Genomic DNA, 25,424 nt, shown 5'->3' on the forward strand with positions numbered 1-25,424 from the left:
TAATAGAAATAGTTCTTTCGATGCGGGGAAATTAAGACATAGAAACGAGGGAATGAATTGAAGTATGGTTCTACACTTTTTCATCTTCCAAAAAGAAATATATTAATTTCTAGCATTATAAGTAGTATGGTGACTTTATTAGTAATAACTATGCTGTTTATGATTTTAAAGGTTTTTAATTTAGACATGATGAAAGATCATTTAAATCAAAAGCTTGTTTTAAGTGTTATGATGATGTTCATATGGGGCATAACGTTTTATATTACGCATTTCATTAAAAAAGAGATGTCTATACTTAGAGCATCCCTGCGAGTGCATTTTATATTACTTTTATTAGCTCATACAGTAGCGTTATTTTATATTGTCATGCAAGTTAATATGAGTTTCATAGAGGCAATGAATTGGATTTACTTTTATAATATGCAGTTTATATTAAGTTTTGTAGTAATTTATGCGATATATATTCTTGTATATAATTTAATAGGTAAGGTTTTTCTAAGTATGGTTTTAACGAGCTGTACGTTAGTCATTTTATGTATTGTGAATTATTTGAAGCTTATTTTTAGAGGTGATCCGTTATATCCTTCTGATTTCACACAAATTACTCATATGCAATCTGTTATACCGATGGTGATGGACTATTTTAGTTGGAGTTATATTTTTGTCATTATCTTAAGTATCGTAGCTTGTATTGTAGCAGGGATATATATGAGAAGGTATATTCAAAATGTAAAGATTCATCTAGGAATAAGAGCCTTATTAGTAGTAGGATCTATTTTTGTTCTATATGCGTATGGCAATTTTGCGAATACATTTATGAATAAAGTATTTCAAAAATCAGGTGTAGATTTTGTTTTGTGGAATCAAAATGAGAACTACGCTTCAAATGGTTTTATACTTGGGTTTATTAGCAATTTAGATACAACAGTTATGGAAAAACCAAAAAATTATTCTAAAGAAAATATGCTTCAAATAGCAAACGATATAAAAAAACAATATAGTGGAAATATAGGGAGTCAAAAGAAAAAAGAGAAACCGAATATTATTTTTGTAATGAGTGAATCGTTTTGGGATCCGACGAAAGTAACCAACCTTTCTTTTAGTGAAGATCCTGTACCAAATTTACATCATTATATAGAAAACTTTCCTGGGGGACAAACTATTTCTCCTACATTTGGGGGAAATACGGCGAACGTTGAATTTGAGGCATTAACAAGTTATTCAATGAGTTTGTTAAAGCCAGGTTCTATACCATATCAGCAGGTTATTACAAATAAGAAAGAAATTCCATCAATCCCTACGGCGTTGAAAAAAGAAGGGTATTACACAAGTGCAATTCATTCATTTGGTCGCACATTCTTTAAACGTGATGATGTATATAAGGTGTTAGGATTTGATAAGTTTAATGCAGAGGACACGATGAAAAATGTGGATATTGATGGAGATTATATTAGTGATTTAGCGATGAGTAAAGAGATAATTGCTGAGTTAGAGGAACAAAAACAGCCTACATTTATTCATGCAGTTACGATGCAAAATCATTTTCCATTTACAGAGGGCCGATTTGGTGAAAACCTAATAGAAATTAGCGGGCTAGAAAATGAAGAATCAAAAGGAGAATTAGAGACGTATACAGAAGGATTAAGACGTTCAGATGAGGCACTTCAATATTTAATAGAGCAACTAGATAATTTAGATAGACCTACATTATTAGTATTCTTTGGAGATCATCTTCCATCACTAGGAACAAATAAATCTTTTTATAAAGAAAACGGGTATATAACGAATGAAAAAACACCGAGTGAACGTTTAGCGATGGCGCAAACGCCGCTATTAATGTATGCAAACTTTGATATGCCAAATGATAATTTAGGTTTAGTAAGCCCAATTCATTTTTCTAATCTTATTTTTGATTATGCAGGATTAAATAAATCCTTATTTTATCAATTTTTATCGGAACTTTACAAGGAAATACCAGTGCTTAGAGATGAATTAAAAGTTGATAAAAATGGAGAAGTAATCAATGATTTAACAAAGAAACAAAAAGAAATGTTAGAGCAATATAAAATGCTCCAATATGATTTACTCGTTGGAAATCAATATAGTACAGATATCCTCTTTAAATAAAAGAAACAAAAAGAACTTGTATAACGATACAAGTTCTTTTTTCATAGTATTTAACGGGGTAACCAGACAAGCTGGGTTTAGGGAGTATTACCTGTACATTTAGTATATATGAAAATGTAATCGTTTTATTTGTGTATTTGTGAGAAATATGTGAATTTTATGTTTTGTGAAAAAATCTATTATATTAACTTTCGTTCTTGTATTGCAGTTGTTATGCATGTAAAAATTTTATCAGTTCTTTATTTAATTCATCCGCTTGATCGATTGGTGAACCATGACCACTATTTGTAAGAGCATGTAACTGAGAATTTTTAATTCGTTGTTGCGTAAGCTCAGCACTTTTGTAAGGAATTAGTTGGTCGTGAACGCCGTGGAAGATTTTTGTTGGGACGTTAATTTTATTTAAATCTTTCGTTACATCTTCATTTGCAGCTGCTTGTAAAATTTTGATAAGGGCATAAGAAGCGGACTGCATACCGAGATAAGAAAACCATTCAAGGGTTGCAGCCCCTAAGTTTCTATTGAAAAAGGATAAAGATACGTCATTTAAAAATTTTGGTAAATTAGCATACATTTGATTAATGAGAGCATCTGCTTGTTCTTTCGGTACACCGTAAGGGGACTCTTGATTTTTAACGAAAGAGGGGGAGACAGCGTCAATTAATGCGAGCTTAGAAATGCGGCGCCCATGATAGCGAGACATATAGCGAATAGAAAGAGCACCACCAACTGAGAAACCGACTAATGTAGCGTTCTCTACTTGGAGTGCTTCTAGAACAATTGCGATATCATCGGCTAATCGATCATACGTGTAACCAGTCCATGGCTTATCAGATTGCCCATTCCCTCGTATATCCATGGCGATACAACGAAAGCCATGCTCTGGTAAAACATTGAGTTGATATTGATACATTTGATGATTTAAAGGCCATCCGTGAACGAAGAAAACAGTCTTACTACCTGGACCAGGATTAACGTCTTGCACAAAAATATGCACATCTTTCTCGACAGTAACAAACATAAAACTCCCCCTGTTCTATCAATAGGCTCCACTCTAAAAGCTTTGTTTTACTTTTTAGGCCGTCTATATAAAACATCCTCCATAATATACGTATTAATGATCATAGATTTTATGCTCTGTATATAGTCTAAATATATTGCGTTTTTGGTACGATTTTCCTCAAATGTTCGATTTATCTTTGTTTGTCTATGAAAATCATTTATTATAATAAATGGTATTCTTTGAGATGTTATTTTGAAGGGGTGTTGAAGTGAAAGAAAGTTTTCTATCATATAAAGAAGAAGAAAGGAATGCAAAACTCCTTTTATGGGTGTTATATGTCATTGTTATTGTATATCAAATTTTCTATGCAATCGTATTAGAAGATAAATCAATAATGGATAAGGGATACAACATAATATGGCAAGTTATTTGCGGAGTAGCAATACTATGCGTGAATATATATTTACTGAAAAAAGAGAAGGCAAACCTTGTTAAATATGCATGGATATTTGCATACATAGGGATAGAAATCGCTAATATAGTTTCGTATATTTTTTATAATAAGGCGGCGTTTGATGCGACAAATATAATAGAAATTATTCTCATTTTCTTTGTACCCATATTTTTAAATAAAAAATTTTATGTGTTTTTGCTTTCCTCTATTGTAGGAAAATATTTAATTTATTTATTTGTATTAGAGGAAATAAAAGCATTTATGTTCCTTATTATGTGTACACTTATGTTAATAGTTGTATATATCATTTTAAATCGATTTTTACAATATCTTTCAGCCGTAAAGGAAAGTATTGCGATTGCTAGTGAATCACAAAAATTAGCAGTAATCGGAAAAATGGCAGCGACTGTTGGACATGAAATTAAAAATCCACTGGCTTCATTAAAAGGATTTACGCAATTACAACGAGAGAAGCATGAAGAGGATCCTATTTATAAACGTATGATTTTTGAAATAGAAAATATGAATAATATGATAAGTGAGTTGATGGAAGTTGCTACATGCAAACCTTCTATTTATAAGAAACATGATGTAGGAAAAATTGTATTACAAGTAATAACAAGTCTTCGCGGAAAAATGAATGAATTAAACGTGCAGTTTATTTCTAATGTGGAAGAAAAAACAATAGAAGTTGAATGTGATGAACGAAAAATAAGAGGAGTCTTTTTATATACGATAAAAAATGCTTTAGAGGCAATGGAACAAGGTGGCATATTACATTTGCAATTAGAGAATAAAGGGAAAGAATATGTAATAATCAGCGTAATCGATAATGGTCATGGTATTAAGCAAGAAAACTTAACCCGTGTTACAGAAGCCTTTTATACAACGAAACAAGATAAAATTGGTCTGGGACTTACGGTAGCGAATCGAATTGTCGCCGAGCACCTTGGTGAGCTGCATATTTCAAGTGAAAGAGATACTGGAACGAGAATAGACATCATTCTCCCAAGGAAGTGTGGAAATACTGAAATCCAAGTGGAAGAAAAGCTAGGAGTTACCATATGAATAAAGGCTATATATTTAAAAATGAAGAAATAAAGGCATTGAAAGTATTTTTAAGTTTATTTTTTATTATATTTTTTGTGTATGATCTTGCCTATGAATTTATCGTACCTTTAATCGCGGGAGAGCAAGAAGGCGTAGGAAAGTTTGAAGATGGTTTAGGTTTATGGCTTTACTTTTTGACGGTAGTATTGTTTTGCAGTGGAATATACTTTATGAAATGGAAGAATGTTTTTGTGGTAAAGTATATTATTCTAATTGGCTATAATGTATTAGATTGTATCCATAACATTATGATTTATTATGGTAGCGATGCGGAATTTGACGGTGGAAATATAGTAGAAGTATTTTTTATTTTGTTCGCACCAATCTTTGTGAACAAAAGATATTTCTGGTTAGTTCCAGCGATACTTGTCGGGAAGTACGCTCTTACAGGAATCATTATTCAATCTTCTCTCGTTTTAATCCCAATGGCATTATATAGTGTATTTACTATTATATGTTGGATTATATTTTTGAGGGTTCAGTCTTACGTTCGTACGCTTGAGATGATGGACAAAGAAATAAAACAGACAGAAAAACTAGCAGCTGTTGGAAAAATGGCAACGGTTATTGGTTATAAGATTAGAAGACCTTTAGCAAACTTAAAAAAACTTGTGAATAAACAAGCCGACAAGCATCCAGAGGATAAAATTTATAGTGATATTATGAAACAAGAAGTAGATCGGATTCATATAATTGCTACAGAACTTAGTGGATTTGAGAAATCTAAATCACTAGAATCAGAAACTCATAACATACAAGAAATTATCTCTTATGTTATTCGAGTTATGGAAAAGCCTGCTTTAAAACAAGGAGTCCACATACAAGGTATTTACAGTAAAGACTTACCGTCCATTACATGTGATGAAAAACGATTAAAACAGGTCTTTTTTAATTTAATCAAAAATGCAATTGAAGCAATGTCAGTTGGGGGAACAATTACGATTAAAGTTACTGTAAAAGATGGAATCATCGTTCAAGTGAAAGATGAGGGATGTGGTATTCCAAAAGATAAAATTCCAAAGTTAAATGAAGCCTTTTATACAACGAAAGAAACAGGAACTGGTCTAGGTTTAGTAGTTACAGAAAAAATTATTAAAGACCACAATGGTAAAATGAGTTTTGAAAGTGAAGTTGGGGTTGGAACAACGGTTGAGGTTATGTTACCACTGCATTAAATAGAAAAAACATCACTTATTTGGAAGTAATGCTTTTGTGTTCTTCTTAGGTAGACGTTCTAAAAAAGAGGACGATAACGAAAAATAATATATTGATAGTGTAAAAAGAAAATAATGGATGTTTTACTATGAAAAATATATAATGGCTTTGTCTGTTATTTGTTGTAGTTCATTTATATTTCTATTTGTTGACCCGAATCTCGGGTCTTTTTTTTATGAAATGAATTGCTATATGTCAGTGATTAGAAAAATAGAATATATATTCATGCTGTAATACTGGTAGCGCCAGTAAACTCGGTGCTACCAGTAGGTTCGTTTTCTGGCACAACGAAAGCATTTACGTTGGTACAGGTGCTTTCTCATTTATCCAGCTATTTGCCGGGCAGCCCGATTGGTGAGGACTGATTAAGGTTTCACTTTATCTATTTTTCTGTGGTCGATTGTATTGTGTATATAAATTTAAAAAATGATAGCGTTAGAGCCACCATTTCTCCTGCGGAAGCAAAATAACATCCACATCAAAATTTTCTTTAAACCAATCATACATCAATGTCTCTTTCACTAAATATTCAGAGGCAGAGTGTGACACACCAATTAGAGACATATTCGTTTCTTTTACATAATCCATAATGAGCGAGTATTTATGTCGGCCGTAATCATTGTCGATATGGCAATGGATTTCTCCTGTAATATATGCTTCAGCACCTTTTTCTTCTGCTTCCTTCATTAAAGATACAACATCGCCACATCCAGCGATAATTGCGATTTTTTTGATGGAATCATGTCGTTTACCTTCGAAGTCTGTGTAAGGAATCTGGAAGAGTTGTTTTAGATGTTTTTGGAGTGCTTCTGTTGATGTTTCATCTATTTCACAAATAAGGCCAACTGGTTCTTGTTCTGGACCTCCATATGCAAAGTCGTCCACTACAGTAGCATTTAATGCTTTTGCAATTGAAATACTCGTTCCATGCGTTTGATGAAAATCCATTGGTACGTGACATGTATATATAGAAAGTTGTTTTTCTTTTATTCCTTGCAAATATTTTTCAGGAATTGGTATGAAACCGCGACCTGATCTTCCAAGCGGATCACCACACTCCATTACAAGGGGATGGTGCATAAAGAGTAAATCACCAGGTGTGGATTGTGAAATGAATGTTTCAAGAACGTCATCTGTAGGGAATACAGCTAAAAATACTTTGTTTACATTTTCAGATCCGTGCATCATAAGGCCGTTAAATAAATCTACAAAATTTGCTTCGAAAAATTGTTGCCAAGGAAATTTGATAGGATCATATACGGCTGGGATAAATCGACTAAAGGCACTATCTTTTCCGTATTTTTCAATTTGGAATAAGTGATCGAGTGATTGCTCTATTTTTTTTAAGGCTGGCATGTTTGATAATCCTCCTTAAGATGATTCTTGCTTTATGAGTTGTTTGTATTCTTCGTAGCAAAATAAGAAGCGGATAGGAAACAAATAAAACCTAGGATCCAGCTAATAGAAGGAGAATAGGGAAGTACATGCTGTAATAGCATTCCGCTAGAAATGAAGAAACTACTAAATAGACCTAATAACATGGGATATCGTTGTAGTTTGAACACGGATAGTAAACATCCTTTCTCCTGCATGAACTACTCATAAAAGCTCGATTGCTGAAACTTTATCACATACATTGTATATTAGTCTTAATTTTCTGTATATAACTTTTAAGAAAAATGGTGATACAATATATGAATGATAAGAGAAGAGAGGATGAAGATTAACATATGTACGTTACTGTAACAGAAGCAGCATATAAAAAGATTATAGATACGATTCCAAGTGAAGCGAAATATATAAAGTTATTTTACGATAATGAGGGTTGCGGTTGTGTCATGAGCGGAATCATCGATTTAGTAGCTGTAGCAGAGAAAGATGAGCGCGATGTGGATATTGAATCAAGCACAATGAACTTTATCGCTGATCGTACAAAGCTTGTATTTATGGACGATAAGTTAACGGTTGATTGGCATGAAGGTGGAGGAACTTTTCAGTTGAAGAGCCCAAGCCAGTTTTATAATCCAAATATGAAGTTACACGTTCGAATATAGTAAAGGAAAGGTGATTCCAAAATGTATTTTGGAATCACCTTTTTTATTTTATAAGTCGCTATTATTGTCGATTTTTGTTGATAAGTCGATATATTGAAAAAATCGCTGATATAAATGGAGTTGCGCCGATATAATTTCATTTACCAAAACGTTTCAAAAGTAAAAAGATTTTTTCACATAATGAAATGTACATGTGATTGAATTTTCTGTATAATCTTCTTTGCGGAGGGGATACGCATGAGAAGATGGGGAATTGAGTTGTTAATTTTAAGTGTTGTTATTATTTGGGGGATTAACTATACAATTGCGAAGTATGGACTTTTAGAATTTACAGCAATTGAGTTTACTGCACTTCGCATGATGGCGGCGGCACCGCTTCTGTTACTCCTTACCTTTTTTATTGAAAAGTCGGTTTATATGGAGCGAAAGGATATACCTAGATTAATTATCGTTAGCATTGTAGGTATTGTACTGTATCAAACGTTATTTATGGAAACTGTCAAATATACATCTGCTACAAATGCCTCTTTACTCATTTCTATTTCACCTATTTTTACAACTGCATTTGCGATTTTCTTGAAACAAGAAAAGTTTTCTTCTCGAAAGTTAATCGGTTCTATGACTGCCTTTGTTGGTGCAGCATTAGTTTTAGTAGCAGGACATTCGCTTACTAGTTCTTTTTATGGCAATGGAATTGGACTTATTACATCAATATGCTGGGGGCTTTATCCTGTTTTAGCAGGACCATTAATTAAAAAATATTCAGCATTACGTGTTACAGCATGGTCTGCATTAGTGGGTGCGATTCCGCTATTATTGTTAAGTGGTCCACATGTGTTTGTCATGCCATTTCACATTACTCACGGAATGACACTATTTGCTTTACTATATTCTATTTTCTTTGTAACAGTATTTGGTCTAGTAATGTGGTATGTTGGTGTTCAAAAAATTGGGGCGTCACATACGATGGTATATATGTATATAACGCCGCTTGTAGCTGTTTTATTTGCAGCTGTCTGGGCAAATGAATATGTATCGTTTCAACAAATCATCGGTGGAATTATCATTTTTGTCGGTCTATGGTTTGTGAAATCGGAGAAAGTAAAAGTTCATTCTATTGCAGGGGAACCTATATCAAAATAGGAAAACAGATCACCTATGATCTGCTTTCCTATTTTTTTATTTTTGGTAAGAAGATGAGAAATAAGATAGCAGTAATAAGTGGAATTAAGTTTAAAAATGGAATACGGAAGAGTGTAATAAGAATAATACCTGGAAGAAGAACACCGAGGACAGCGTAAAAAATGCTATGGTTTTTCGTGTACCAATACAATGAAAGTCCAATAAGTGCAGGGATAATGAGGTGAATGAGAGCCATTAAAAAATAAATCATTAGACGCCCCCTTTATTTGTGTGCTTATTACATCATATCCGTATGTTCATAGATTGATATCATTTTTTTCATAAATGGACGAAAAAAGTTTGAAAAACCGTCACAAAATATGAGAATATGATGTTTGAAATCTTGTATAATATTATTTCCTAAAAATATTTAAACAACATAAACATACTGTTTATGTTGTTTTTAATTTGAGTGAAATGGATGTAAGGAATATGAATTTGAAAGAAATTTTTTGTTGGATAGATAAGAACGAATGAAGAGAGGTACAGCATGATTAGTATGTCACTAAGATCATTTAAAATCCAATCGTATTATATACTAGGTATTTTGTTACTAGGCTGGATGTTAACGCCGTTTTCAGCTCATTTTCTAGGTGCTGGAATTGGGCTTATTGTAAGTATGTATTGCGTTTGGCTTTTAGGGAGACGAATTGAGAAGCTTGGAGATAGTATTGTAAAGAAGACGAAAGCACCGACACTCGGTATGTTTAACCGTTTTGCAGCTGCAATTTTGGGTGCTATTATTATGTACGAAATTGAGCACCACATGGTTATGTGGGCATTTGCAGTAGGGATTTTGGGTGGGTATTTCTTAATTGTTGTTAATTTAGGATACTATAGCATGAAAGATGAGAAAGAACTAACAAAGAGCTAAAAAAGGTAAAAGACTTCTTTTTAGATGGAATAGATGATCCAGCCACGGATAGAAGCGGTCAGGGCCTTTTTTAGCCCCATACGATGTGAAACCCAGTAGGGATATAATGTATATATTCGAAGCTGTAATTTTATAATCTAGGTCACAGATGAAGAGATTAGCGTTTCACTTTATATAAGATATAGAAAGAAGCTTACGTTTTCACGTAAGCTTCTTTTTTATGTAAGTGTGTGTAACCGTTAAGCCGCATTGGGTTTTGTCGGTGAGTACGCGAAACTTTACGGTTACACGACACTTATTCATATGAGTAAAGGGTTATTCCAACAGAAAGTTTTAATTTAAGCGATTGGACCGCCTAAGTTAATAATGTCTTCAGATACGCTGTCGAACTTTTTGAAGTTAGCTTTGAATTCATTTGCAAGTTCGATTGCTTTTGCTTTGTAAGCAGCTTTATCAGCCCAAGTTTGTTCAGGCATTAACACTTCGTCAGGTACACCTGGTACGTGAAGTGGAACTTCAAGACCGAAGATGTCATGTTTAGCTGTTTCAGTTTTCGCAAGTTCACCGTTTAATGCAGCTTGAATCATTGCACGAGTGTAACCTAAGTTCATACGTTTACCAACGCCGTATTCGCCACCAGTCCAGCCAGTGTTTACTAAGAATACTTTCGCATCGTGTTTCTCAATTTTTTCACCAAGCATTTCAGCATAGCGAGATGCATCAAGTGGTAAGAATGGTGAACCGAAGCAAGTTGAGAATGTTGCTTGCGGAGATGTAACACCGCGCTCTGTTCCTGCTAGTTTACTAGTGTAACCACTTAAGAAATGATACATAGCTTGTTCTTTTGATAACTTACTGATTGGAGGCAATACGCCAGATGCATCAGCAGTTAAGAAAATGATTGTATTTGGGTGTCCAGCAACACTTGGCAGTACGATATTGTCGATCGCATGCATAGGGTATGCAGCACGAGTATTTTCTGTTAAAGTAGTATCGTTATAGTCTGCGATACGCGTTTGGTCATTAATGATAACGTTTTCTAAAACAGATCCAAATGTGATTGCATCGAAAATTTGTGGTTCTTTCTCGTGAGAAAGGTTTACACATTTCGCGTAGCAACCGCCTTCAATATTGAATACACCGTTATCAGACCAACCGTGCTCATCATCACCAATTAATTTACGGTTTGGATCAGCAGATAATGTTGTTTTACCTGTTCCAGATAAACCGAAGAATAATGCTACATCGCCTTCTTCACCTACGTTTGCAGAACAGTGCATAGAAAGAATATCTTGTTCAGGTAATAAGAAGTTCATAATAGAGAAGATTGATTTTTTCATTTCTCCAGCGTATTCTGTACCACCAATTAATACGATGCGTTTTTCGAATGAAACCATAATGAATGCTTCAGAGTTTGTACCGTCAACAGCTGGATCAGCTTTGAAATTCGGTGCAGAAACAATTGTGAACTCTGATTCATGAGTCGTTAATTCTTCTTCAGTTGGACGAATGAATAATTGATGTACAAATAAATTGTGCCATGCATATTCGTTAATAACTTGAATTGGTAGGCGGTAATTGCGGTCAGCGCCTGCAAATCCTTTGAAGACGAATAACTCTTCTTTTTCTTTTAAGTATTCTAAAACTTTAGTATATAATTTATTAAAATGTTCTTCAGAAATCGGTTGGTTCACAGCTCCCCAAGCAATTTTGTCAGCAACCGATGCTTCTTTCACAATAAATTTATCTTTAGGAGAACGTCCTGTATATTTTCCTGTTGAAGCAGAAACGGCACCAGTAGAAGTTAATTTCCCTTCATTTCGCATTAATACTTTTTCCACTAATTGCGGAACACTTAGTTGAATCTGTGCATTGCTTCCGTTCAATAATTCGTGTAAACCAATTTGGACATTCACAGTACTCATATTTATATACCATCCTTTTCATTTAATGAAATATTTCTCGTAATCCCCAACAAGAGTATAACACAATTATATAAATAATGTATACTATTTATTTCTTTTTGTTTGTGTGAATGCATTATTTCCTTATTAATATTTCATTTCAGGCGTATTGAGAAAAACTTTCAGGAAAATGTGAATATTAATTGACAAATGAATATCATTTCTTTAGTATAGGTTGGGACGGATACTCTCTTATCCCGAGCTGGCGGAGGGACAGGCCCGATGAAGCCCAGCAACCTCACTTGTATTGATAAATGCAGGTGAATAGGTGCTAAAACCTGTGCGAGGCTACAGGTCTCGAACGATAAGAGCGAAGGGCAAAAAGCAGTATGCAAGTAGCAAATTAAACCTTTCCTCTATGTAAAGTAGGAAAGGTTTTTCTGTATGCTTGTGTGGGAGAATAAATGTATGTCGCAGTTTGTGGCAAATTAAGGATGAGTTCCGTACAATATATACAATTACTGTAGGGAGGTTTACCACATGACAAAAAAACGTCATCTGTTCACATCTGAGTCTGTAACTGAAGGACATCCAGATAAAATTTGTGACCAAATTTCTGATTCAATTTTAGATGCGATCTTATCAAAAGACGCAAATGCACGTGTAGCTTGTGAAACAACTGTAACAACTGGTTTAGTATTGGTAGCGGGGGAAATTACGACTTCTACTTACGTAGATATTCCGAAAATCGTTCGTGAAACAATTCAAGGCATTGGTTACACACGCGCAAAATACGGATTCGATGCAGAAACTTGTGCTGTTTTAACATCTATCGATGAGCAGTCTGCTGACATCGCTATGGGTGTTGACCAAGCGCTAGAAGCACGCGAAGGTCAAATGACTGACGCTGAGATTGAGGCAATTGGTGCAGGAGACCAAGGTTTAATGTTTGGTTTTGCATGTAATGAAACACAAGAATTAATGCCACTTCCAATCTCGCTTGCTCACAAATTAGCTCGCCGTTTAACTGAAGTACGTAAAGATGATACATTATCATACTTACGTCCAGATGGAAAAACGCAAGTTACAGTTGAGTATGATGAAAATGGTAAACCAGTACGTGTTGATACTATCGTAATTTCTACACAACATCACCCAGATGTTACATGGGAAGAAATCGATCGCGACTTAAAAGAGCACGTAATTAAAGCTGTAGTACCAGCAGAATTAATGGATGGAGAAACGAAATTCTTCATTAATCCAACTGGCCGCTTCGTAATTGGTGGACCACAAGGTGATGCTGGTTTAACAGGACGTAAAATCATCGTTGATACTTACGGTGGATACGCTCGCCACGGTGGCGGTGCATTCTCTGGTAAAGATGCAACGAAAGTTGACCGTTCTGCAGCATATGCAGCTCGTTATGTTGCGAAAAACATCGTAGCAGCTGGTCTTGCTGAAAAAGCAGAAGTACAACTTGCATACGCAATCGGTGTAGCACAACCAGTATCAATTTCAGTTGATACATTCGGCACTGGTAAAGTATCTGAAGACGTACTAGTAGAACTAGTTCGTAACAACTTCGATCTTCGCCCGGCTGGTATTATTAAAATGTTAGACTTACGTCGCCCAATTTACAAACAAACAGCAGCTTACGGCCACTTCGGACGTACTGATGTAGATCTATCATGGGAACGTACAGACAAAGCTGCAGCTTTAAAAGAGCAAGCTGGTCTATAATATATGAAAAAAAGCTTTGCGCGGTGAGCGCAAAGCTTTTTTTATTTATAATTACGTTGGAATAAAGCGAAGAGTTCAATGTCATGCCAAGTGCCGTTGCGGAATATAGCTTCTTTACAAGTTCCTTCATGTTGAAAACCAAGTGATTTATATAATTTAACTGCTCTATCGTTAAAAGAAAATACTCGTAAAGAAAGGCGATGTAAATTTAATTCTAAAAATGCATAATCCAATAATAGGGTTAAAGCTTCCTGCCCATAACCTTGCCCCCAGTAATCCTTTTTACCAATATCAATAATGCATTCAGCGTTTCGATTATACGAATCAATATGAATTAAAGAAGTAATACCAATTGGAAGATGCGTAGCTTTTTCTTCAATGATATAGCTCTTAGAGTTCGAAGAATGAATAAATTGCCGGCAAAGTTTTTCTGTGTCTTGAAAGGAATATTTATCAAGAGTGAGTGTAGTTGAACTCATAACGTCTATATCATTATGCCATTTATAATATGTTAGAATATCATCTTCGGAAAACTTTCGTAACTGGATACGGTTGGATTCAAACAATGTAAACACCCCTTTTGTATTTACTGGTTTTTGTTCATTATCTCAACACACGAACTACAATAAATTTGTCCTTCTAATTCAATATACTTTTTCATATTTGTCATGCCATTCGCCGGAAATGGCATATGAATCCACGCTTTTTCATACGTTTGTATTTCTGTTTTACATGATTTACAAAAGATTGATTTCTTTTTGAACATATGTAATCAACCTTTCATTTGACGTGCTTTACTTGCGCAAAAGGCACTACTTAGTAAAAATAGTGTCGCGAATATAATGCTTACTAATGTAGCGTATGGAATTGCGCCTTTTAAGGAAAAGCCGACAGTGATTGAAGCGATGAATAAGAGGATAAATGTTGTTGTTAATTTTTTATAAAGTTCCATACAATGTAGACCTCCAATTTATTTTTTAGTACAAGTTTTAAAATTGAATCTATTATGTAGAAAATATAAAGAGTAGCTAAAGATGTGTAGTCTAGGAGTATAAGAAAGTACACTTTCCTTTTTGTGGGTTAGTATACTTATATTGTATCATGGCGCATGATTGGCTTCATACATAATTGTGTAAAGGTATGTATGATAAAATGAAGAAAAGTCTTTAAGAAAGGAAAGATAAAAAATGAGTGTAACTGAACATAAAAAACAAGCTCCAAAAGAAGTGCGTTGCAAGATTGTTACAATTTCCGATACACGTACGGAAGAAACAGATAAGAGCGGACAACTATTACATGAATTGTTAAAAGAAGCGGGACATAAAGTAACTTCTTATGAAATTGTAAAAGATGATAAAGAAAGTATTCAGCAAGCGGTGTTAGCTGGTTATCATAAGGAAGATGTAGATGTTGTATTAACAAATGGCGGTACTGGTATTACGAAACGCGATGTCACAATTGAAGCAGTATCAGCGTTATTAGATAAAGAAATTGTTGGATTTGGTGAGCTGTTCCGTATGATTAGTTATTTAGAAGATATCGGAAGCAGCGCAATGTTAAGTAGAGCGATTGGTGGTACAATTGGGCGCAAAGTAGTCTTCTCGATGCCAGGGTCTAGCGGAGCGGTTCGACTTGCGATGAATAAATTAATTTTACCGGAATTAGGCCATATTACATTTGAGCTGCATCGCCAATGAGTAAGTATGCTGGAATTGTATTAGCGGGCGGTATGTCGAGTAGATTTGGTGAGCCGAAGGCGTTAGCAATTTGGAAGGGAACTACTTTTGTTGAGCATATTGTGAAAGTGATGGGAACTACTTTGCAAGACATTGTAGTAATTAGCCATACTGATATAAAAGAGCGAGTAGAGCAATTCGTACAAGTTCCTGTTATAGAAGACATTCCGCACTATAAAGGAAATGGACCGCTTGCGGGCATTGTATCAGGTATGGAATACATAGAAGCAGATTGGTACGCTATTATGCCTTGCGATGCACCAAACGTTTCGCATCAATGGTTTGCCATTTTACTAGAGCAAACGAGCAATGAATATGATGCGGTTGTACCTATTATTAATGGAAGAAAACAACCGCTACTTGCGGCGTATCATAACCGCGTGAAAGAAAAGATTTATGCTTTACTTCAGGAAGAAAAAAGAAGTATGGGCCAGCTTTTATCACAATGTAATGTGAAGTATGTTTCTGGAGAAGATGTACAAGCGAATGCGGATTGGTTTATAAATGTAAATACGAAAGAAGAATATGTGCAGGCTCAAAAAGACCTTTCAAATGAATGAAAGGTTTTTTGATATACAGAATTGGGGAACAATTACTGTATAAAGGTATGTGAGTAAGTTGATTTTAAGGGGAATTCTTAAAATCATTATACAGTTTAAAATACTGTATAACCATATATTAATTTTTATGGGTTTTTATTACAAGTCTGTTTAGTTATGTTTATTTTTGATATAATTAATATAGCAATAAAACAATGTTTAACCTTATGTATCATTTATTAAACTAAAATTTATGACCATGTAATAAACTCCCTTCGTTTTTTTGAAGGGAGTTTTTCTATTTAAGCAAGCAACTCTGATGCGTTATGCTGCAGGACTTCTTCATAATGGTTAAGCAAACCGCGAAAGATCTCATCCCAGCTCTTTGATTTCGCAAAAGATGAAGCTGCTATTCCCATCTGCTCAAGTTTTTCTTCATTTTGTAATAAAAAATAAATGGATGATAGAAATGCATCTTCATTTTTAGGCGGACAAAGAACTCCCGTTTTTCCATCTGTAATAATATTTTTAACCCCGCCACTATTTGCACCAATGACAGGTGTACCGCATGCGAGTGATTCAAGTACGACATTTCCGAATGTTTCAGTAGCTGATGGAAACACCATTATGTTAGAACAAGCATATGCTTCAGCTAAATCTGCACTTTGTAAATAGCCAGTAAAAGTGATATTTGTTTTCGGAACAGCTTCACGTAAACTTGTTGCTAGAGGACCGTCTCCTGCGATGAGCCAATGAATATCGTTTCGAGTATGTGCTGTTTTAACGATAAGGTGTTGCAGTGTATCAATATCTTTTTCAGGAGCAATTCGCCCAACATAGGAAAGGACATACTTCGCTGTAATATTATATTTTTTTCGGAATAGGTCTGTATTGTAAGCAGGATGAAAGAGTGTGCAATCTACACCACGTCCCCATATAGAGAGGGTCTGAAAGCCTTTGTTTTTTAATTGATGTAATGTTTCAAAGGAAGGTACAAAATTTTTTTGCATATGACTATGAAACCATTTTAAATAGTTCCACAGCATATTGGAGAGGAATTCGATTTTGTAATAACGTAAATAGGCATCGAAATCAGTATGATAAGAACCGACAACTGGGATGTTTAACTTTTTTGCATAATACAATCCACAAAGTCCCATGTTGAAAGGTGTGGCAATGTGAATAATGTCAGGTTTAAAGGAAAGTAGTTCTCGTTTAATGCGCGGAGTAGGAAAAGAAAAACGACATTCTGGATATAATATTGTTAACGGGATACTTCTCATCTTATTCACATTCGCTACAAAATTATCTTCAGCTGTATGCTGAGGAGCGAAAACAGAATAGGCGATCTGTTTTTTCTGAAAATATTGTGTTAATCGCTCTAACGTTTTCGCAACCCCGTTAACTTGTGGCGTAAAAGTATCGGTAAAAATGGCGACTCTCATCATATCACTTCCTTTATGTGAAAAGTGGGATGAATTGATAAAAAGAGATGATGCCAGAGCAAGTGCCAAGGCACATACCGACGAATACATCTGACGGATAGTGAAGTCCTAAATAAATACGTGAAATACCGACGCATAATGCTAACGGTAATAGGAAAGCAAGTAAGCTTGGATTATAGCAAATAAATGGAATGAAGACAGAGAAAACGGCTGTTGTATGACCAGACGGGAAAGAGTGGTCTTTTAATGGATGGACTGGATATTTTGCATCCTGAATTGTTAAATAAGGACGTTTTCGCGGATACCACCTTTTTAATATTTGCACAGGAATATGGCTAATTGCTAACGAAATAGCAGTTGCAATTGCAGCTTGATGCAAAGTTCCCTTTGCGAAAATTAAAAAGAAAAGTGTGAGTCCGATGGAGAAATTCGCGCCACCGATATGAGTAATATTGCTGAAAAAGATATTTAATGTTTTTTGATCAAAGTAGCGATTAATTCCTCTGAAAATGTAACATTCTATTTTATATAATCCACTGACCTTCATGAAAATTCTCCTCCCTCATCTACATATATATGGAGATATTAGCTTTTATTTTAATAAGATTTTGTTGAGGGAGTAATAATGTTTTGTAAAGAAAAAGTTAGATTTTATATAAAAAAAGCTGCCAATCTTATGGCAGCGGAAATTTACTTCTGTAATGATTTATAATATTGACCTTTTTCAACGTATTGCGTGCGAATACGCTCCATATCTTTACGGTCTTCTTCTGTTAATTCACGAATGACTTTCGCGGGACGACCGAAAGCTAACGTGTTCGGCGGAATTTTCTTTCCTTGTGAAACGAGGCTTCCAGCGCCGATAAAAGCTCCTTCGCCAATTTCAGCACCATCTAATATAATAGATCCCATTCCAATTAAAGCATCTTTCTTAATATGGCAACTATGTAAAATGACTTGATGCCCAATTGTTACGTCATCTTCTAAAATAAGAGGATACTGCGGGCTTTGGTGAAGTGTACATTGGTCTTGTACATTTACTCGGTCTCCAATGATTGTCGGTGACACATCACCACGGATGACTGTATTAAACCAAATACTTGATTCCTCGCCAACGGAAACATCGCCTGTAATCGTAACATAGTCAGCGATAAAAGCACTACTCGCAATTTTCGGTTTTTTTTCTTTGTAAGGATATATCATGTAAAGTCTTCCTTTCCTAGAGACTAATTTTAGTGTATCAAATTATGAGAAAGAGTGAAATGGAGGAGAGCCGTATGTGGAATTATGAAGCGGAGGAAGCAAAGGCTGTCATTGTTATTGTGCACGGCGCAATGGAATATCACGGACGTTACGAAGCCGTTGCGGAAATGTGGAATCATATCGGCTACCACGTCGTGATGGGGGATCTTCCGTCACATGGAACGACTTCAAGAAATAGAGGACATATTGATTCATTTGATGAATACATAGAGGAAGTTAAATTATGGGTGAAAGAAGCAAGAAAGTATAGGTTACCTATTTTTCTATTCGGTCATAGTATGGGTGGTCTTATTGTCATTCGTATGATGCAAGAAACGAAGAGAGAAGATGTAGAGGGTATTATTTTGAGTTCGCCTTGTTTAGGGGTAGTGACTGGACCCTCTGCTCCGCTTCAATTTGCTTCAAAAATATTAAATGTTGTGGCTCCAAAATTGCAATTTGCAACGAATCTTACGGTGGAAATGTCAACACGTAACCATGAAGTGAGAGATGCAATGGAGAATGATTCTTTGTTCTTGCGCAAAGTATCAGTACGTTGGTATAGTGAATTGATTAAGTCTATCGAAATTGCTCATAAGAAAATAGATGATTTTCCAGACGTGCCGCTCTTGCTAATGCAAGCTTGTGAGGATAAACTTGTAGATAAAATACGTGTCCGCACTTGGTTTGATAATGTTAAAATAAGTGATAAGGCTTTTAAAGAATGGCCGAATTGTTATCACGAGCTATTAAATGAGTATGAGCGTGATGAAATTTTGAGTTATATTCAGTCATTTACTGAAATGCATGTCAATAATATAGTAAAAACAAACAAATAAATCATTATTTGTACATTTAATAGAGGAGATGAAGGAAGAAGTGAACGTACCGAGTAATCCCATAACGCTCATGGCGAAAGTATACCGTGATGTGTTTCCGGTTGTACACCATGAGCTAGCGATGTGGAAAGAGCGTGCCTACCATATTCCGAATGATGAGCTTCATAGTCAGGCAATCGCAAGTATTGAGCATAAAACGTTTCATTGCGAGGGCGGTGGCATTTTAGCTCTGCTAGCAAATGAACACCGAGAAGAATGTATTCGTTTTATCGTAGCGTATCAAACGATCAGCGACTATTTAGATAATTTATGTGATCGCAGTACATCACTTGATCCAAATGATTTTGCCGCACTGCATGAATCGATGTTAATGGCATTATCACCTGAAGTAGAAGGCGGCGGTAATTATTATCGTTATCGTGATGATCAAGATGATGGTGGTTATTTAGATGAACTTGTTGAAACATGCCAAGATGTTTTAAAGAAAACGAAGCACTATGACAAAATTGCTCCTGTTCTTCATGAACTTGCTTGTTATTATTGTGATTTGCAAATTCATAAACACGTGAAATTAGAAGAAAGAGAGCCGCGACTGAAAAATTGGTTTGAAGCACATAAAGAAAACTTACCAGAGATGAGTTGGTTTGAATTTTCAGCATGTGCCGGTTCTACACTTGGAATTTTCTGTCTTGTCGCATATGCCTTTCATGATGAATTACATGATGAAGATATTGCGAAAATTAGACAAGGATACTTCCCTTACGTACAAGGACTTCATATTTTGCTTGATTATTTCATTGATCAAGAAGAAGACCGTATAGGCGGAGATTTGAATTTCTGTAGTTATTACGAAAACGAGCAAGCGATATTAGATCGGATGAAACACTTTGTAGAAGAAGCAGAGAAGAGCATTGGTGATTTGCCTCATGCGAAGTTTCATCGTCTCATAAGCCGAGGGTTACTTGGTATTTATTTATCAGATCAAAAAGTATCAGCACAAAAGAATATGCACAAAATGGCACGGCGCATTGTAAAGTACGGAGGCCTCACTTCACGATTCTTCTATTGGAACGGGAAGATGTACCGAAAGAAAACAGCGCTGTGATGAAGAAAACCACTAATTTAGTTAAAGACACTCTTATGAGTGTCTTTTTTGTTATTTTGAAAATGGCGTATTTTATCAGTATACAGAAAATAAAAAGGGTCCACGATCTGTTGTATATAGTAGGTGGTGGGCTTTTTCAGTAGCCTCATCTTAAGTAGGAACACTTTTTTTCACCTATCATACAATAACCCAGAAAATAACTTGCTGTTTTTTGTGAAAAGGAGTATGACAATTATGACTATAGTAGCTTTAATTACCATTTTATTACTTTCGTTATCCTCTAGTATAGATAATTTTGGAGTAGGGCTATCTTATGGGATTCGTAATATTCGAATAGGTTTTTTAGCTAACTTTATAATTGCAATTATTGCTTTTATTTTTAGTGAAATGGGTATTTTGTTTGGGCAATATATTTCAAAAGTTTTTCCAGGTACATTATCTGACGTTATTGGTACATTGTTTTTGTTTGTAATTGGTTTACGAATTATTTTAATGACAATTCCACAAAAAAAGAAGGCTAATCAAGAAGTACTTGATGAAGATGAATCTGTTTCCAATGTTATTACTGGATATTTAAAATCTCCTGAAAAAGCTGACCTTGATAGATCAGGGAATATTAGTTTTTTTGAATCTATTGTTCTTGGTATTGCTATATCGATGAATGCTCTAACGAATGGACTAGGTGCAGGTTTATTAAAATTATCTCCATTTGCTATTTCATTATCAGCAGCTGTATTCAGTTTTTTCACTGTTTGGTTAGGAGTTAAATTAGGAAAAAAAGTTGCAAATGTAAAAATTGGATCTTGGACATTAGGACAATTTAGCACAGCTTTAAGTGGATTTATATTATTATTAATCGCTGTACACAATTTGTTTTAAGTACAAATTGTGGTGAATACATTGGGGGAATTTAATTTTAATGGTGGGAAGTGTGTTATTGGATGGAAAGATAAAAAAGTTATTAATAAAAAAGAAAATGCCATTGAAGATAGATAAGTGATCTAGAGAGAAATAAAAAGCATTTGTACAACGCGTGTACAAATGCTTTTTATTATGATCGTATTTTTGAAAATACATATATAAGAAGTTCAATCGCAAAAATCACTAATACAGATAGTCCGAATAAAGGCATGGCAGCGCCTAGTATAACCATCATGATAAAGAAAACGATTATGCTTTTCTTATCTCTTTGCTTTGGTGGTGCTGCTAATTTTCCTTTCGGCTTTCTTGCTAACCACATTTTTACTCCGTAATAAATAAGAAGTAGTAGAGATAATGTCGTTAGTAAGCATAATATTTTATTTGGCCATCCGAATAAATGTCCTTCATGAAGCGGGATGCCGTAAGTGAACCATTGTGCAAGTAATCCATAATCACGATAGTCCGTTTTTGAAATGAGTTCCCCGCTATATTGATCAAAGTAAGCTGTTATCTCTTCATTTGGTGCAACATGCATACCTGTAATACCAGAACCGCTCGATTTCGAAACGGTGAATACACCTTTTGGATCAGCTGGTAGTGAAATAACATATGGCTTCTTTATTTCAATTCCTTTTTGTAATTCATCGACAGAAATTGCTTTCGGTTCATTTGAATTTGATTCAGGCGGAGCTTCTTTTCTTGTTGCCCACGGCAATTCTTTTACCTTTGATTCAGGCGGCGCCATATACAATTTCGGATATCCGAGCGATTCATTCGACGACGCAATTTTATAAATTTGGTTACCCATAAATCCTGACCATGGCAATCCAGATGCGACTAGCAGAACGAGTGGAATTGTAAATATAATACCGATAATAGAATGACGTCGTTTTGCTTTTTCTCGCTTATTGGATGCCGGTTTGTTTTTGAACTGGCGTATACTCATGTACAACCCAGTCACGATTAAAAAGATAGTCCAGCATGCCGCAAGTTCTACAGTATAGTTGACGACAGTGCCACCAACTAAAAGAGAACTATGTAATTCCCGCATGATATTGGCAAACGTGTCACTTGCATTTTGATCCCCAACAATTTGATTATTACTATCTAAATACACATATTTTTGTTGTCCAGTATACTCATTTGCAATGGTAAGTCTCGTATTATAATCCCCATTAAACTCACTAATTTTCGCCACACTATAATGTGGATATTTTTTCTCTGTTAACGAAATAGAATCAGCCATCGAAATAGATTCTGTTTGAGCGCTCTTCCCAAAATATAAATCTTTATAGATGAAATCTTCAACTTCCTCTCGAAATAAATACCCAATTCCGCTCAGTGACAACGTAATAAGAAGTGGCGTAATAAAAAGCCCAGCATAAAAATGCCAACGCCAAAAAATGTAATGAAGCGAACGATTTACTTTCATACTTTCAGTTCCCCTAACCTTCCCTATATGAATAACTACTTATTTAATATAGCGAGATTAAGTGTGATTACTTTGAAAGAATTGTGAAGAAAGTTAAAAGTTTGTGGGATTTTTATTAAACATAAAACACATTTTAGAAGGAGTGTTTTCTATGTTTATGAAGATCTCTTTATATTTGATAAGTACATCCTAACAACCGCTTTCGCAAGACATTGAGAAGAATCAACAAAATCCTCACTAGCCACAACATTCAAATCAGTACATGCGATAATTGCGGTATCTACTTCATCCTTCAACTGCACAACGAGCGCGCTCCATAATTTGCGAGCTTCTTCAACTTCTCCGCTTTTAATATACATAATAATTTGATTAATCATCGTTTGCCATTTTTCATAATGAATGTATTCTATATTCCGTTTTGCAATCCCGTCTTGATAAATACCAGCTTGAACTGTCGCTTCCGTTGCAAGAAGAGCGACTCTTTTTGCAGTTTCAGGAATTGCTTGTAACGTTTCGTCAACTATATTTAAAATCGGGATAGAAAGAGAACGCTGTAATTCTTCAAAATAAAGATGCGCCGTATTGCACGGCATAGCGATAAAGCTTGCGCCAGTACTTTCAAGTTTTTGTGCTCCTTCAATAATCGCTTTTTTCATCGCTTCGTGATCAATAGGGCGATCCATGTAAAACGGTGTTGGGCACGAATAAATCATCATATGAGGAAAGTCCATATCATGCTTTGCTCCGTATATTGTTTGGCACCCTGCTACAACTGTATCGACGAATGGTCCAGTTGATTTTGGCCCCATTCCTGCTAGTATTCCGATCATTGTGTCGTCTCCTTTAATATGTAATTAAAAACGTTTTTTGCGAACGATAAAAAGAAATAAGGTAAATAATAAAAATGAATATACGATAGCCCAAGCTGTGAGCCATAGTGTGTGAGTCAGTATATTATATTTGTATTGGCCAAGCATTAGAAAGCTTTCGACAGGTGGTAAAAACCATAATAACTCTTTTTTAAACCGGATAGATGCGATCGTTATAAGCAATATAAAGGTAAGGCTAAGCCAAGCAGTGCCTGTTTTTTGAATCATATTTCTAGTAAATAATGTTGCGATTGAAATTCCTAGTATAGAGAAAGACATGTGAGAGAGAAATCCGACTAGAAATAAAGAAACTGTCATTTTTTCATTAAACATTTGCAAAATAATTGGATAGATTACGGATATAAAAGATAATACAGTACAAATGAGAAGAGCTGTAATATATTTACCAACATATAATGCGGAAATATTATTTGTGTGAGAAATAGTAATTTGTTCTTGTACAGGGTCTTCAGTATGAAAAATTGTGACCGTAATCCAGGCAGATAATAAATAAAGCGCGAGAGCTGTTTCTAAATATGTCGGTACAATAGGAGTCGGTTTATATGTATATACAAAAAGCAAGCTCACAAAGTACATCGCAATAGGAGGGACATACTTATACGATTTTGTATAGTCGAGAAAATGGTAACGAATAAGCGCAAACATAATAAACCTTCTTTCGATTTAAAAGTTAGGTTGTAGCAGTGTGATAGATGCTTTTTTATGTAATAAAAACTGAAGTATTTCGTTTGTATATTCTTTTTCGATTTGTAATTGAATAAGATTTTGATTTGCATTGTGTGCAACGTGTATAAAACCGGATTGCTTTTGTAGTTCTATTGCTGAAAATGTGTCGTGAACGATTGCCTCAATATAGACCTGTTCCGCTACTTTTTGTGCAGAGGTATTTTCTGCAATTGTATGATTTGCTAACGTCACAATTCTATCGGCGAAGTTTTCTAATAGTTGTTTTTCGTGACATGTGAAGAGTATAGATATACCTTGTTGTTTTAATGAGAGTAAAATATGTTCTAATTCTTGCTGAGAGTTAGGATCGAGCCCAGAAAGCGGTTCATCTAAAATTAATAAATGGACGTCCGTAAGTAATGCTTGCATAATACCTGTTTTTTGTTTCATACCTTTTGAAAAGTTTCGTACAACGGAATGTCTTGCATGATGTAAGTGAAAAGTCTCAAGGAGCATCGGAATTTTATTTCTTAAATATGTTGTTGATAAGCCGTGAATGCAGCCGAGATGAAATAAATAATCCGCTAATGTAAAACGAATTCCTTCAGGAAAATGTTCAGGTACATAACCAATTTGTATATGTTCTTTTCTTTTGAGTGTCCCTGCCGTAGGTGAAATAAATCCTGCAATTATTTTGAGCAGAGTACTTTTTCCAGTCCCGTTCCCGCCGATAATAGCGAGCGCTTCTCCTTCTGGAATGGATAAATCAATGTTGTCTAGTATAAGTGATTTGCTATACTTCTTTTGAATTCCCCTTAGTTCTACTAGCAAAGTTCTATCCTTCTTTCTTTAAATAGTGTATATATCCATTATATAGGAGAATAACAAAAAGACGTGCAGTGAGTGCACGTCTTTTTTTGTTATGTTTTGTCGAATCGTCGATATA

At 34.9% G+C, this 25,424-nt stretch carries 26 protein-coding genes and 1 riboswitch; of the genes, 12 read left to right on the forward strand and 14 right to left on the reverse strand.

The genetic code is table 11. From position 1 onward, the window contains the following. Positions 1 to 57 precede the first annotated feature (57 nt). Positions 58 to 2,127: an LTA synthase family protein gene (locus tag B9A45_RS05360; protein WP_000873637.1), complete on the forward strand. Its 2,070-nt coding sequence runs from the start codon at positions 58 to 60 to the stop codon at positions 2,125 to 2,127. Between the two features lie 211 nt (positions 2,128 to 2,338). Here the strand turns inward: B9A45_RS05360 and B9A45_RS05365 are convergent, their stop codons facing one another. Further along, positions 2,339 to 3,148: an alpha/beta fold hydrolase gene (locus B9A45_RS05365; RefSeq protein ID WP_000498275.1), complete on the reverse strand. Its 810-nt coding sequence runs from the start codon at positions 3,146 to 3,148 to the stop codon at positions 2,339 to 2,341. Between the two features lie 250 nt (positions 3,149 to 3,398). Here B9A45_RS05365 and B9A45_RS05375 point away from each other — a divergent pair, with 250 nt between their 5' ends. Then, a complete protein-coding gene (locus tag B9A45_RS05375; protein WP_058839677.1) occupies positions 3,399 to 4,652 on the forward strand; it encodes an ATP-binding protein in 1,254 nt (417 codons plus the stop codon). Further along, entirely contained in the window at positions 4,649 to 5,869 is a 1,221-nt protein-coding gene (locus tag B9A45_RS05380; protein ID WP_001032637.1) for an ATP-binding protein, read from the forward strand. The genes B9A45_RS05375 and B9A45_RS05380 overlap by 4 nt, the downstream gene beginning before the upstream one ends. Before the next feature lie 475 nt (positions 5,870 to 6,344). Here the strand turns inward: B9A45_RS05380 and B9A45_RS05385 are convergent, their stop codons facing one another. Continuing rightward, entirely contained in the window at positions 6,345 to 7,265 is a 921-nt protein-coding gene (locus tag B9A45_RS05385) for a Nif3-like dinuclear metal center hexameric protein (protein WP_001111122.1), read from the reverse strand. Positions 7,266 to 7,639: 374 nt separating this feature from the next. Between B9A45_RS05385 and B9A45_RS05395 the strand changes: the two genes are divergently transcribed. Both B9A45_RS05395 and B9A45_RS05400 read left to right on the forward strand, forming a co-directional pair. After that, positions 7,640 to 7,963, forward strand: coding sequence for an iron-sulfur cluster biosynthesis family protein (locus B9A45_RS05395; RefSeq protein WP_084063911.1), 324 nt, complete (start codon positions 7,640 to 7,642; stop codon positions 7,961 to 7,963). Positions 7,964 to 8,200: 237 nt separating this feature from the next. After that, the gene (locus B9A45_RS05400; protein ID WP_001255414.1) at positions 8,201 to 9,106 is read left to right on the forward strand and encodes a DMT family transporter; all 906 of its coding nucleotides are present in this window, start codon (positions 8,201 to 8,203) and stop codon (positions 9,104 to 9,106) included. Positions 9,107 to 9,134: 28 nt separating this feature from the next. Here B9A45_RS05400 and B9A45_RS05405 read toward each other — a convergent pair whose 3' ends face one another. Continuing rightward, complete coding sequence (locus B9A45_RS05405) at positions 9,135 to 9,356, reverse strand: hypothetical protein (RefSeq protein WP_000639042.1); 222 nt, start codon at positions 9,354 to 9,356, stop codon at positions 9,135 to 9,137. A gap of 279 nt (positions 9,357 to 9,635) precedes the next feature. Between B9A45_RS05405 and B9A45_RS05410 the strand changes: the two genes are divergently transcribed. Next, positions 9,636 to 10,019 (forward strand): ATP synthase subunit I, encoded by a 384-nt coding sequence (locus tag B9A45_RS05410; RefSeq protein WP_000624924.1) that lies wholly within the window; start codon positions 9,636 to 9,638, stop codon positions 10,017 to 10,019. A 338-nt stretch (positions 10,020 to 10,357) separates the two neighbouring features. Here B9A45_RS05410 and pckA read toward each other — a convergent pair whose 3' ends face one another. Continuing rightward, positions 10,358 to 11,944 carry a phosphoenolpyruvate carboxykinase (ATP) gene (gene pckA / locus B9A45_RS05415; RefSeq protein ID WP_000108802.1) on the reverse strand — a complete coding sequence of 529 codons (1,587 nt, stop codon included), beginning with the start codon at positions 11,942 to 11,944 and terminating at the stop codon, positions 10,358 to 10,360. 228 nt (positions 11,945 to 12,172) lie between these two features. Then, a riboswitch (SAM riboswitch) is annotated at positions 12,173 to 12,294 on the forward strand. A gap of 169 nt (positions 12,295 to 12,463) precedes the next feature. Here pckA and metK point away from each other — a divergent pair. Beyond that, positions 12,464 to 13,663: a methionine adenosyltransferase gene (metK, locus tag B9A45_RS05425; RefSeq protein ID WP_000163123.1), complete on the forward strand. Its 1,200-nt coding sequence runs from the start codon at positions 12,464 to 12,466 to the stop codon at positions 13,661 to 13,663. 41 nt (positions 13,664 to 13,704) lie between these two features. On the opposite strand, the gene B9A45_RS05430 is transcribed toward metK, so the two are convergent. Genes B9A45_RS05430 through B9A45_RS05440 form a run of 3 tightly spaced genes read right to left on the reverse strand, consistent with a single transcriptional unit; the run spans position 13,705 to position 14,615 of the window. After that, entirely contained in the window at positions 13,705 to 14,229 is a 525-nt protein-coding gene (locus B9A45_RS05430) for a GNAT family N-acetyltransferase (protein ID WP_000464120.1), read from the reverse strand. 20 nt (positions 14,230 to 14,249) lie between these two features. Beyond that, on the reverse strand, positions 14,250 to 14,429 hold the full coding sequence (locus B9A45_RS05435) for a hypothetical protein (RefSeq protein WP_000473617.1): 180 nt from the start codon (positions 14,427 to 14,429) through the stop codon (positions 14,250 to 14,252). A 6-nt stretch (positions 14,430 to 14,435) separates the two neighbouring features. After that, positions 14,436 to 14,615: a hypothetical protein gene (locus B9A45_RS05440; RefSeq protein WP_000424800.1), complete on the reverse strand. Its 180-nt coding sequence runs from the start codon at positions 14,613 to 14,615 to the stop codon at positions 14,436 to 14,438. A 235-nt stretch (positions 14,616 to 14,850) separates the two neighbouring features. Here B9A45_RS05440 and B9A45_RS05445 point away from each other — a divergent pair, with 235 nt between their 5' ends. Together B9A45_RS05445 and B9A45_RS05450 are read left to right on the forward strand one after the other, a co-directional pair. Then, on the forward strand, positions 14,851 to 15,360 hold the full coding sequence (locus B9A45_RS05445) for a MogA/MoaB family molybdenum cofactor biosynthesis protein (RefSeq protein ID WP_000117124.1): 510 nt from the start codon (positions 14,851 to 14,853) through the stop codon (positions 15,358 to 15,360). After that, positions 15,357 to 15,959, forward strand: coding sequence for a molybdenum cofactor guanylyltransferase (locus tag B9A45_RS05450; protein ID WP_000049598.1), 603 nt, complete (start codon positions 15,357 to 15,359; stop codon positions 15,957 to 15,959). Before B9A45_RS05445 ends, B9A45_RS05450 begins: the two co-directional genes overlap by 4 nt. Positions 15,960 to 16,240: 281 nt before the next feature. Here the strand turns inward: B9A45_RS05450 and B9A45_RS05455 are convergent, their stop codons facing one another. From B9A45_RS05455 to B9A45_RS05465, 3 genes are all read right to left on the reverse strand, one after another. After that, positions 16,241 to 17,383, reverse strand: a complete 1,143-nt coding sequence (locus B9A45_RS05455; protein ID WP_084063912.1) for a glycosyltransferase family 4 protein — start codon at positions 17,381 to 17,383, stop codon at positions 16,241 to 16,243. A gap of 13 nt (positions 17,384 to 17,396) precedes the next feature. Beyond that, on the reverse strand, positions 17,397 to 17,930 hold the full coding sequence (locus B9A45_RS05460) for a phosphatase PAP2 family protein (RefSeq protein ID WP_084063913.1): 534 nt from the start codon (positions 17,928 to 17,930) through the stop codon (positions 17,397 to 17,399). Between the two features lie 143 nt (positions 17,931 to 18,073). After that, positions 18,074 to 18,586 (reverse strand): gamma carbonic anhydrase, encoded by a 513-nt coding sequence (locus tag B9A45_RS05465; protein ID WP_084063914.1) that lies wholly within the window; start codon positions 18,584 to 18,586, stop codon positions 18,074 to 18,076. A 74-nt stretch (positions 18,587 to 18,660) separates the two neighbouring features. On the opposite strand from B9A45_RS05465, the gene B9A45_RS05470 reads away from it, so the two are divergent. From B9A45_RS05470 to ytaF, 3 genes are all read left to right on the forward strand, one after another. Next, positions 18,661 to 19,464 (forward strand): alpha/beta hydrolase, encoded by an 804-nt coding sequence (locus B9A45_RS05470; protein ID WP_065485432.1) that lies wholly within the window; start codon positions 18,661 to 18,663, stop codon positions 19,462 to 19,464. 40 nt (positions 19,465 to 19,504) lie between these two features. Continuing rightward, entirely contained in the window at positions 19,505 to 20,569 is a 1,065-nt protein-coding gene (locus B9A45_RS05475; protein ID WP_016110826.1) for a tetraprenyl-beta-curcumene synthase family protein, read from the forward strand. A 234-nt stretch (positions 20,570 to 20,803) separates the two neighbouring features. Then, positions 20,804 to 21,448 carry a sporulation membrane protein YtaF gene (ytaF, locus tag B9A45_RS05480; RefSeq protein ID WP_000156906.1) on the forward strand — a complete coding sequence of 215 codons (645 nt, stop codon included), beginning with the start codon at positions 20,804 to 20,806 and terminating at the stop codon, positions 21,446 to 21,448. Positions 21,449 to 21,620: 172 nt separating this feature from the next. Here ytaF and B9A45_RS05485 read toward each other — a convergent pair whose 3' ends face one another. The 4 genes from B9A45_RS05485 to B9A45_RS05500 all read right to left on the reverse strand — a co-directional run bounded on the left by B9A45_RS05485 (position 21,621) and on the right by B9A45_RS05500 (position 25,309). Then, complete coding sequence (locus B9A45_RS05485; RefSeq protein ID WP_053514567.1) at positions 21,621 to 22,922, reverse strand: PepSY-associated TM helix domain-containing protein; 1,302 nt, start codon at positions 22,920 to 22,922, stop codon at positions 21,621 to 21,623. A gap of 155 nt (positions 22,923 to 23,077) precedes the next feature. Continuing rightward, positions 23,078 to 23,752 carry an aspartate/glutamate racemase family protein gene (locus tag B9A45_RS05490; protein ID WP_016110824.1) on the reverse strand — a complete coding sequence of 225 codons (675 nt, stop codon included), beginning with the start codon at positions 23,750 to 23,752 and terminating at the stop codon, positions 23,078 to 23,080. Positions 23,753 to 23,776: 24 nt separating this feature from the next. Beyond that, positions 23,777 to 24,457, reverse strand: coding sequence for a hypothetical protein (locus B9A45_RS05495; RefSeq protein ID WP_000457775.1), 681 nt, complete (start codon positions 24,455 to 24,457; stop codon positions 23,777 to 23,779). Positions 24,458 to 24,475: 18 nt separating this feature from the next. Continuing rightward, positions 24,476 to 25,309 (reverse strand): ABC transporter ATP-binding protein, encoded by an 834-nt coding sequence (locus tag B9A45_RS05500; protein WP_000959746.1) that lies wholly within the window; start codon positions 25,307 to 25,309, stop codon positions 24,476 to 24,478. Positions 25,310 to 25,424 lie beyond the last annotated feature (115 nt).

Source organism: Bacillus sp. JKS001846 (genome assembly GCF_900176455.1).
GTDB classification, from domain to species: domain Bacteria; phylum Bacillota; class Bacilli; order Bacillales; family Bacillaceae_G; genus Bacillus_A; species Bacillus_A cereus.

Coding starts and splice junctions, on each gene's coding strand:
- B9A45_RS05365 (WP_000498275.1), bottom strand. CDS start 3,148: ATGTTTGTTACTGTCGAGAAAGATGTGCATATTTTTGTGCAAGACGTT.
- B9A45_RS05380 (WP_001032637.1), top strand. CDS start 4,649: ATGAATAAAGGCTATATATTTAAAAATGAAGAAATAAAGGCATTGAAA.
- B9A45_RS05385 (WP_001111122.1), bottom strand. CDS start 7,265: ATGCCAGCCTTAAAAAAAATAGAGCAATCACTCGATCACTTATTCCAA.
- B9A45_RS05395 (WP_084063911.1), top strand. CDS start 7,640: ATGTACGTTACTGTAACAGAAGCAGCATATAAAAAGATTATAGATACG.
- B9A45_RS05400 (WP_001255414.1), top strand. CDS start 8,201: ATGAGAAGATGGGGAATTGAGTTGTTAATTTTAAGTGTTGTTATTATT.
- B9A45_RS05405 (WP_000639042.1), bottom strand. CDS start 9,356: ATGATTTATTTTTTAATGGCTCTCATTCACCTCATTATCCCTGCACTT.
- B9A45_RS05410 (WP_000624924.1), top strand. CDS start 9,636: ATGATTAGTATGTCACTAAGATCATTTAAAATCCAATCGTATTATATA.
- pckA (WP_000108802.1), bottom strand. CDS start 11,944: ATGAGTACTGTGAATGTCCAAATTGGTTTACACGAATTATTGAACGGA.
- metK (WP_000163123.1), top strand. CDS start 12,464: ATGACAAAAAAACGTCATCTGTTCACATCTGAGTCTGTAACTGAAGGA.
- B9A45_RS05435 (WP_000473617.1), bottom strand. CDS start 14,429: ATGTTCAAAAAGAAATCAATCTTTTGTAAATCATGTAAAACAGAAATA.
- B9A45_RS05440 (WP_000424800.1), bottom strand. CDS start 14,615: ATGGAACTTTATAAAAAATTAACAACAACATTTATCCTCTTATTCATC.
- B9A45_RS05445 (WP_000117124.1), top strand. CDS start 14,851: ATGAGTGTAACTGAACATAAAAAACAAGCTCCAAAAGAAGTGCGTTGC.
- B9A45_RS05450 (WP_000049598.1), top strand. CDS start 15,357: ATGAGTAAGTATGCTGGAATTGTATTAGCGGGCGGTATGTCGAGTAGA.
- B9A45_RS05455 (WP_084063912.1), bottom strand. CDS start 17,383: ATGAGAGTCGCCATTTTTACCGATACTTTTACGCCACAAGTTAACGGG.
- B9A45_RS05460 (WP_084063913.1), bottom strand. CDS start 17,930: ATGAAGGTCAGTGGATTATATAAAATAGAATGTTACATTTTCAGAGGA.
- B9A45_RS05465 (WP_084063914.1), bottom strand. CDS start 18,586: ATGATATATCCTTACAAAGAAAAAAAACCGAAAATTGCGAGTAGTGCT.
- B9A45_RS05470 (WP_065485432.1), top strand. CDS start 18,661: ATGTGGAATTATGAAGCGGAGGAAGCAAAGGCTGTCATTGTTATTGTG.
- ytaF (WP_000156906.1), top strand. CDS start 20,804: ATGACTATAGTAGCTTTAATTACCATTTTATTACTTTCGTTATCCTCT.
- B9A45_RS05485 (WP_053514567.1), bottom strand. CDS start 22,922: ATGAAAGTAAATCGTTCGCTTCATTACATTTTTTGGCGTTGGCATTTT.
- B9A45_RS05490 (WP_016110824.1), bottom strand. CDS start 23,752: ATGATCGGAATACTAGCAGGAATGGGGCCAAAATCAACTGGACCATTC.
- B9A45_RS05495 (WP_000457775.1), bottom strand. CDS start 24,457: ATGTTTGCGCTTATTCGTTACCATTTTCTCGACTATACAAAATCGTAT.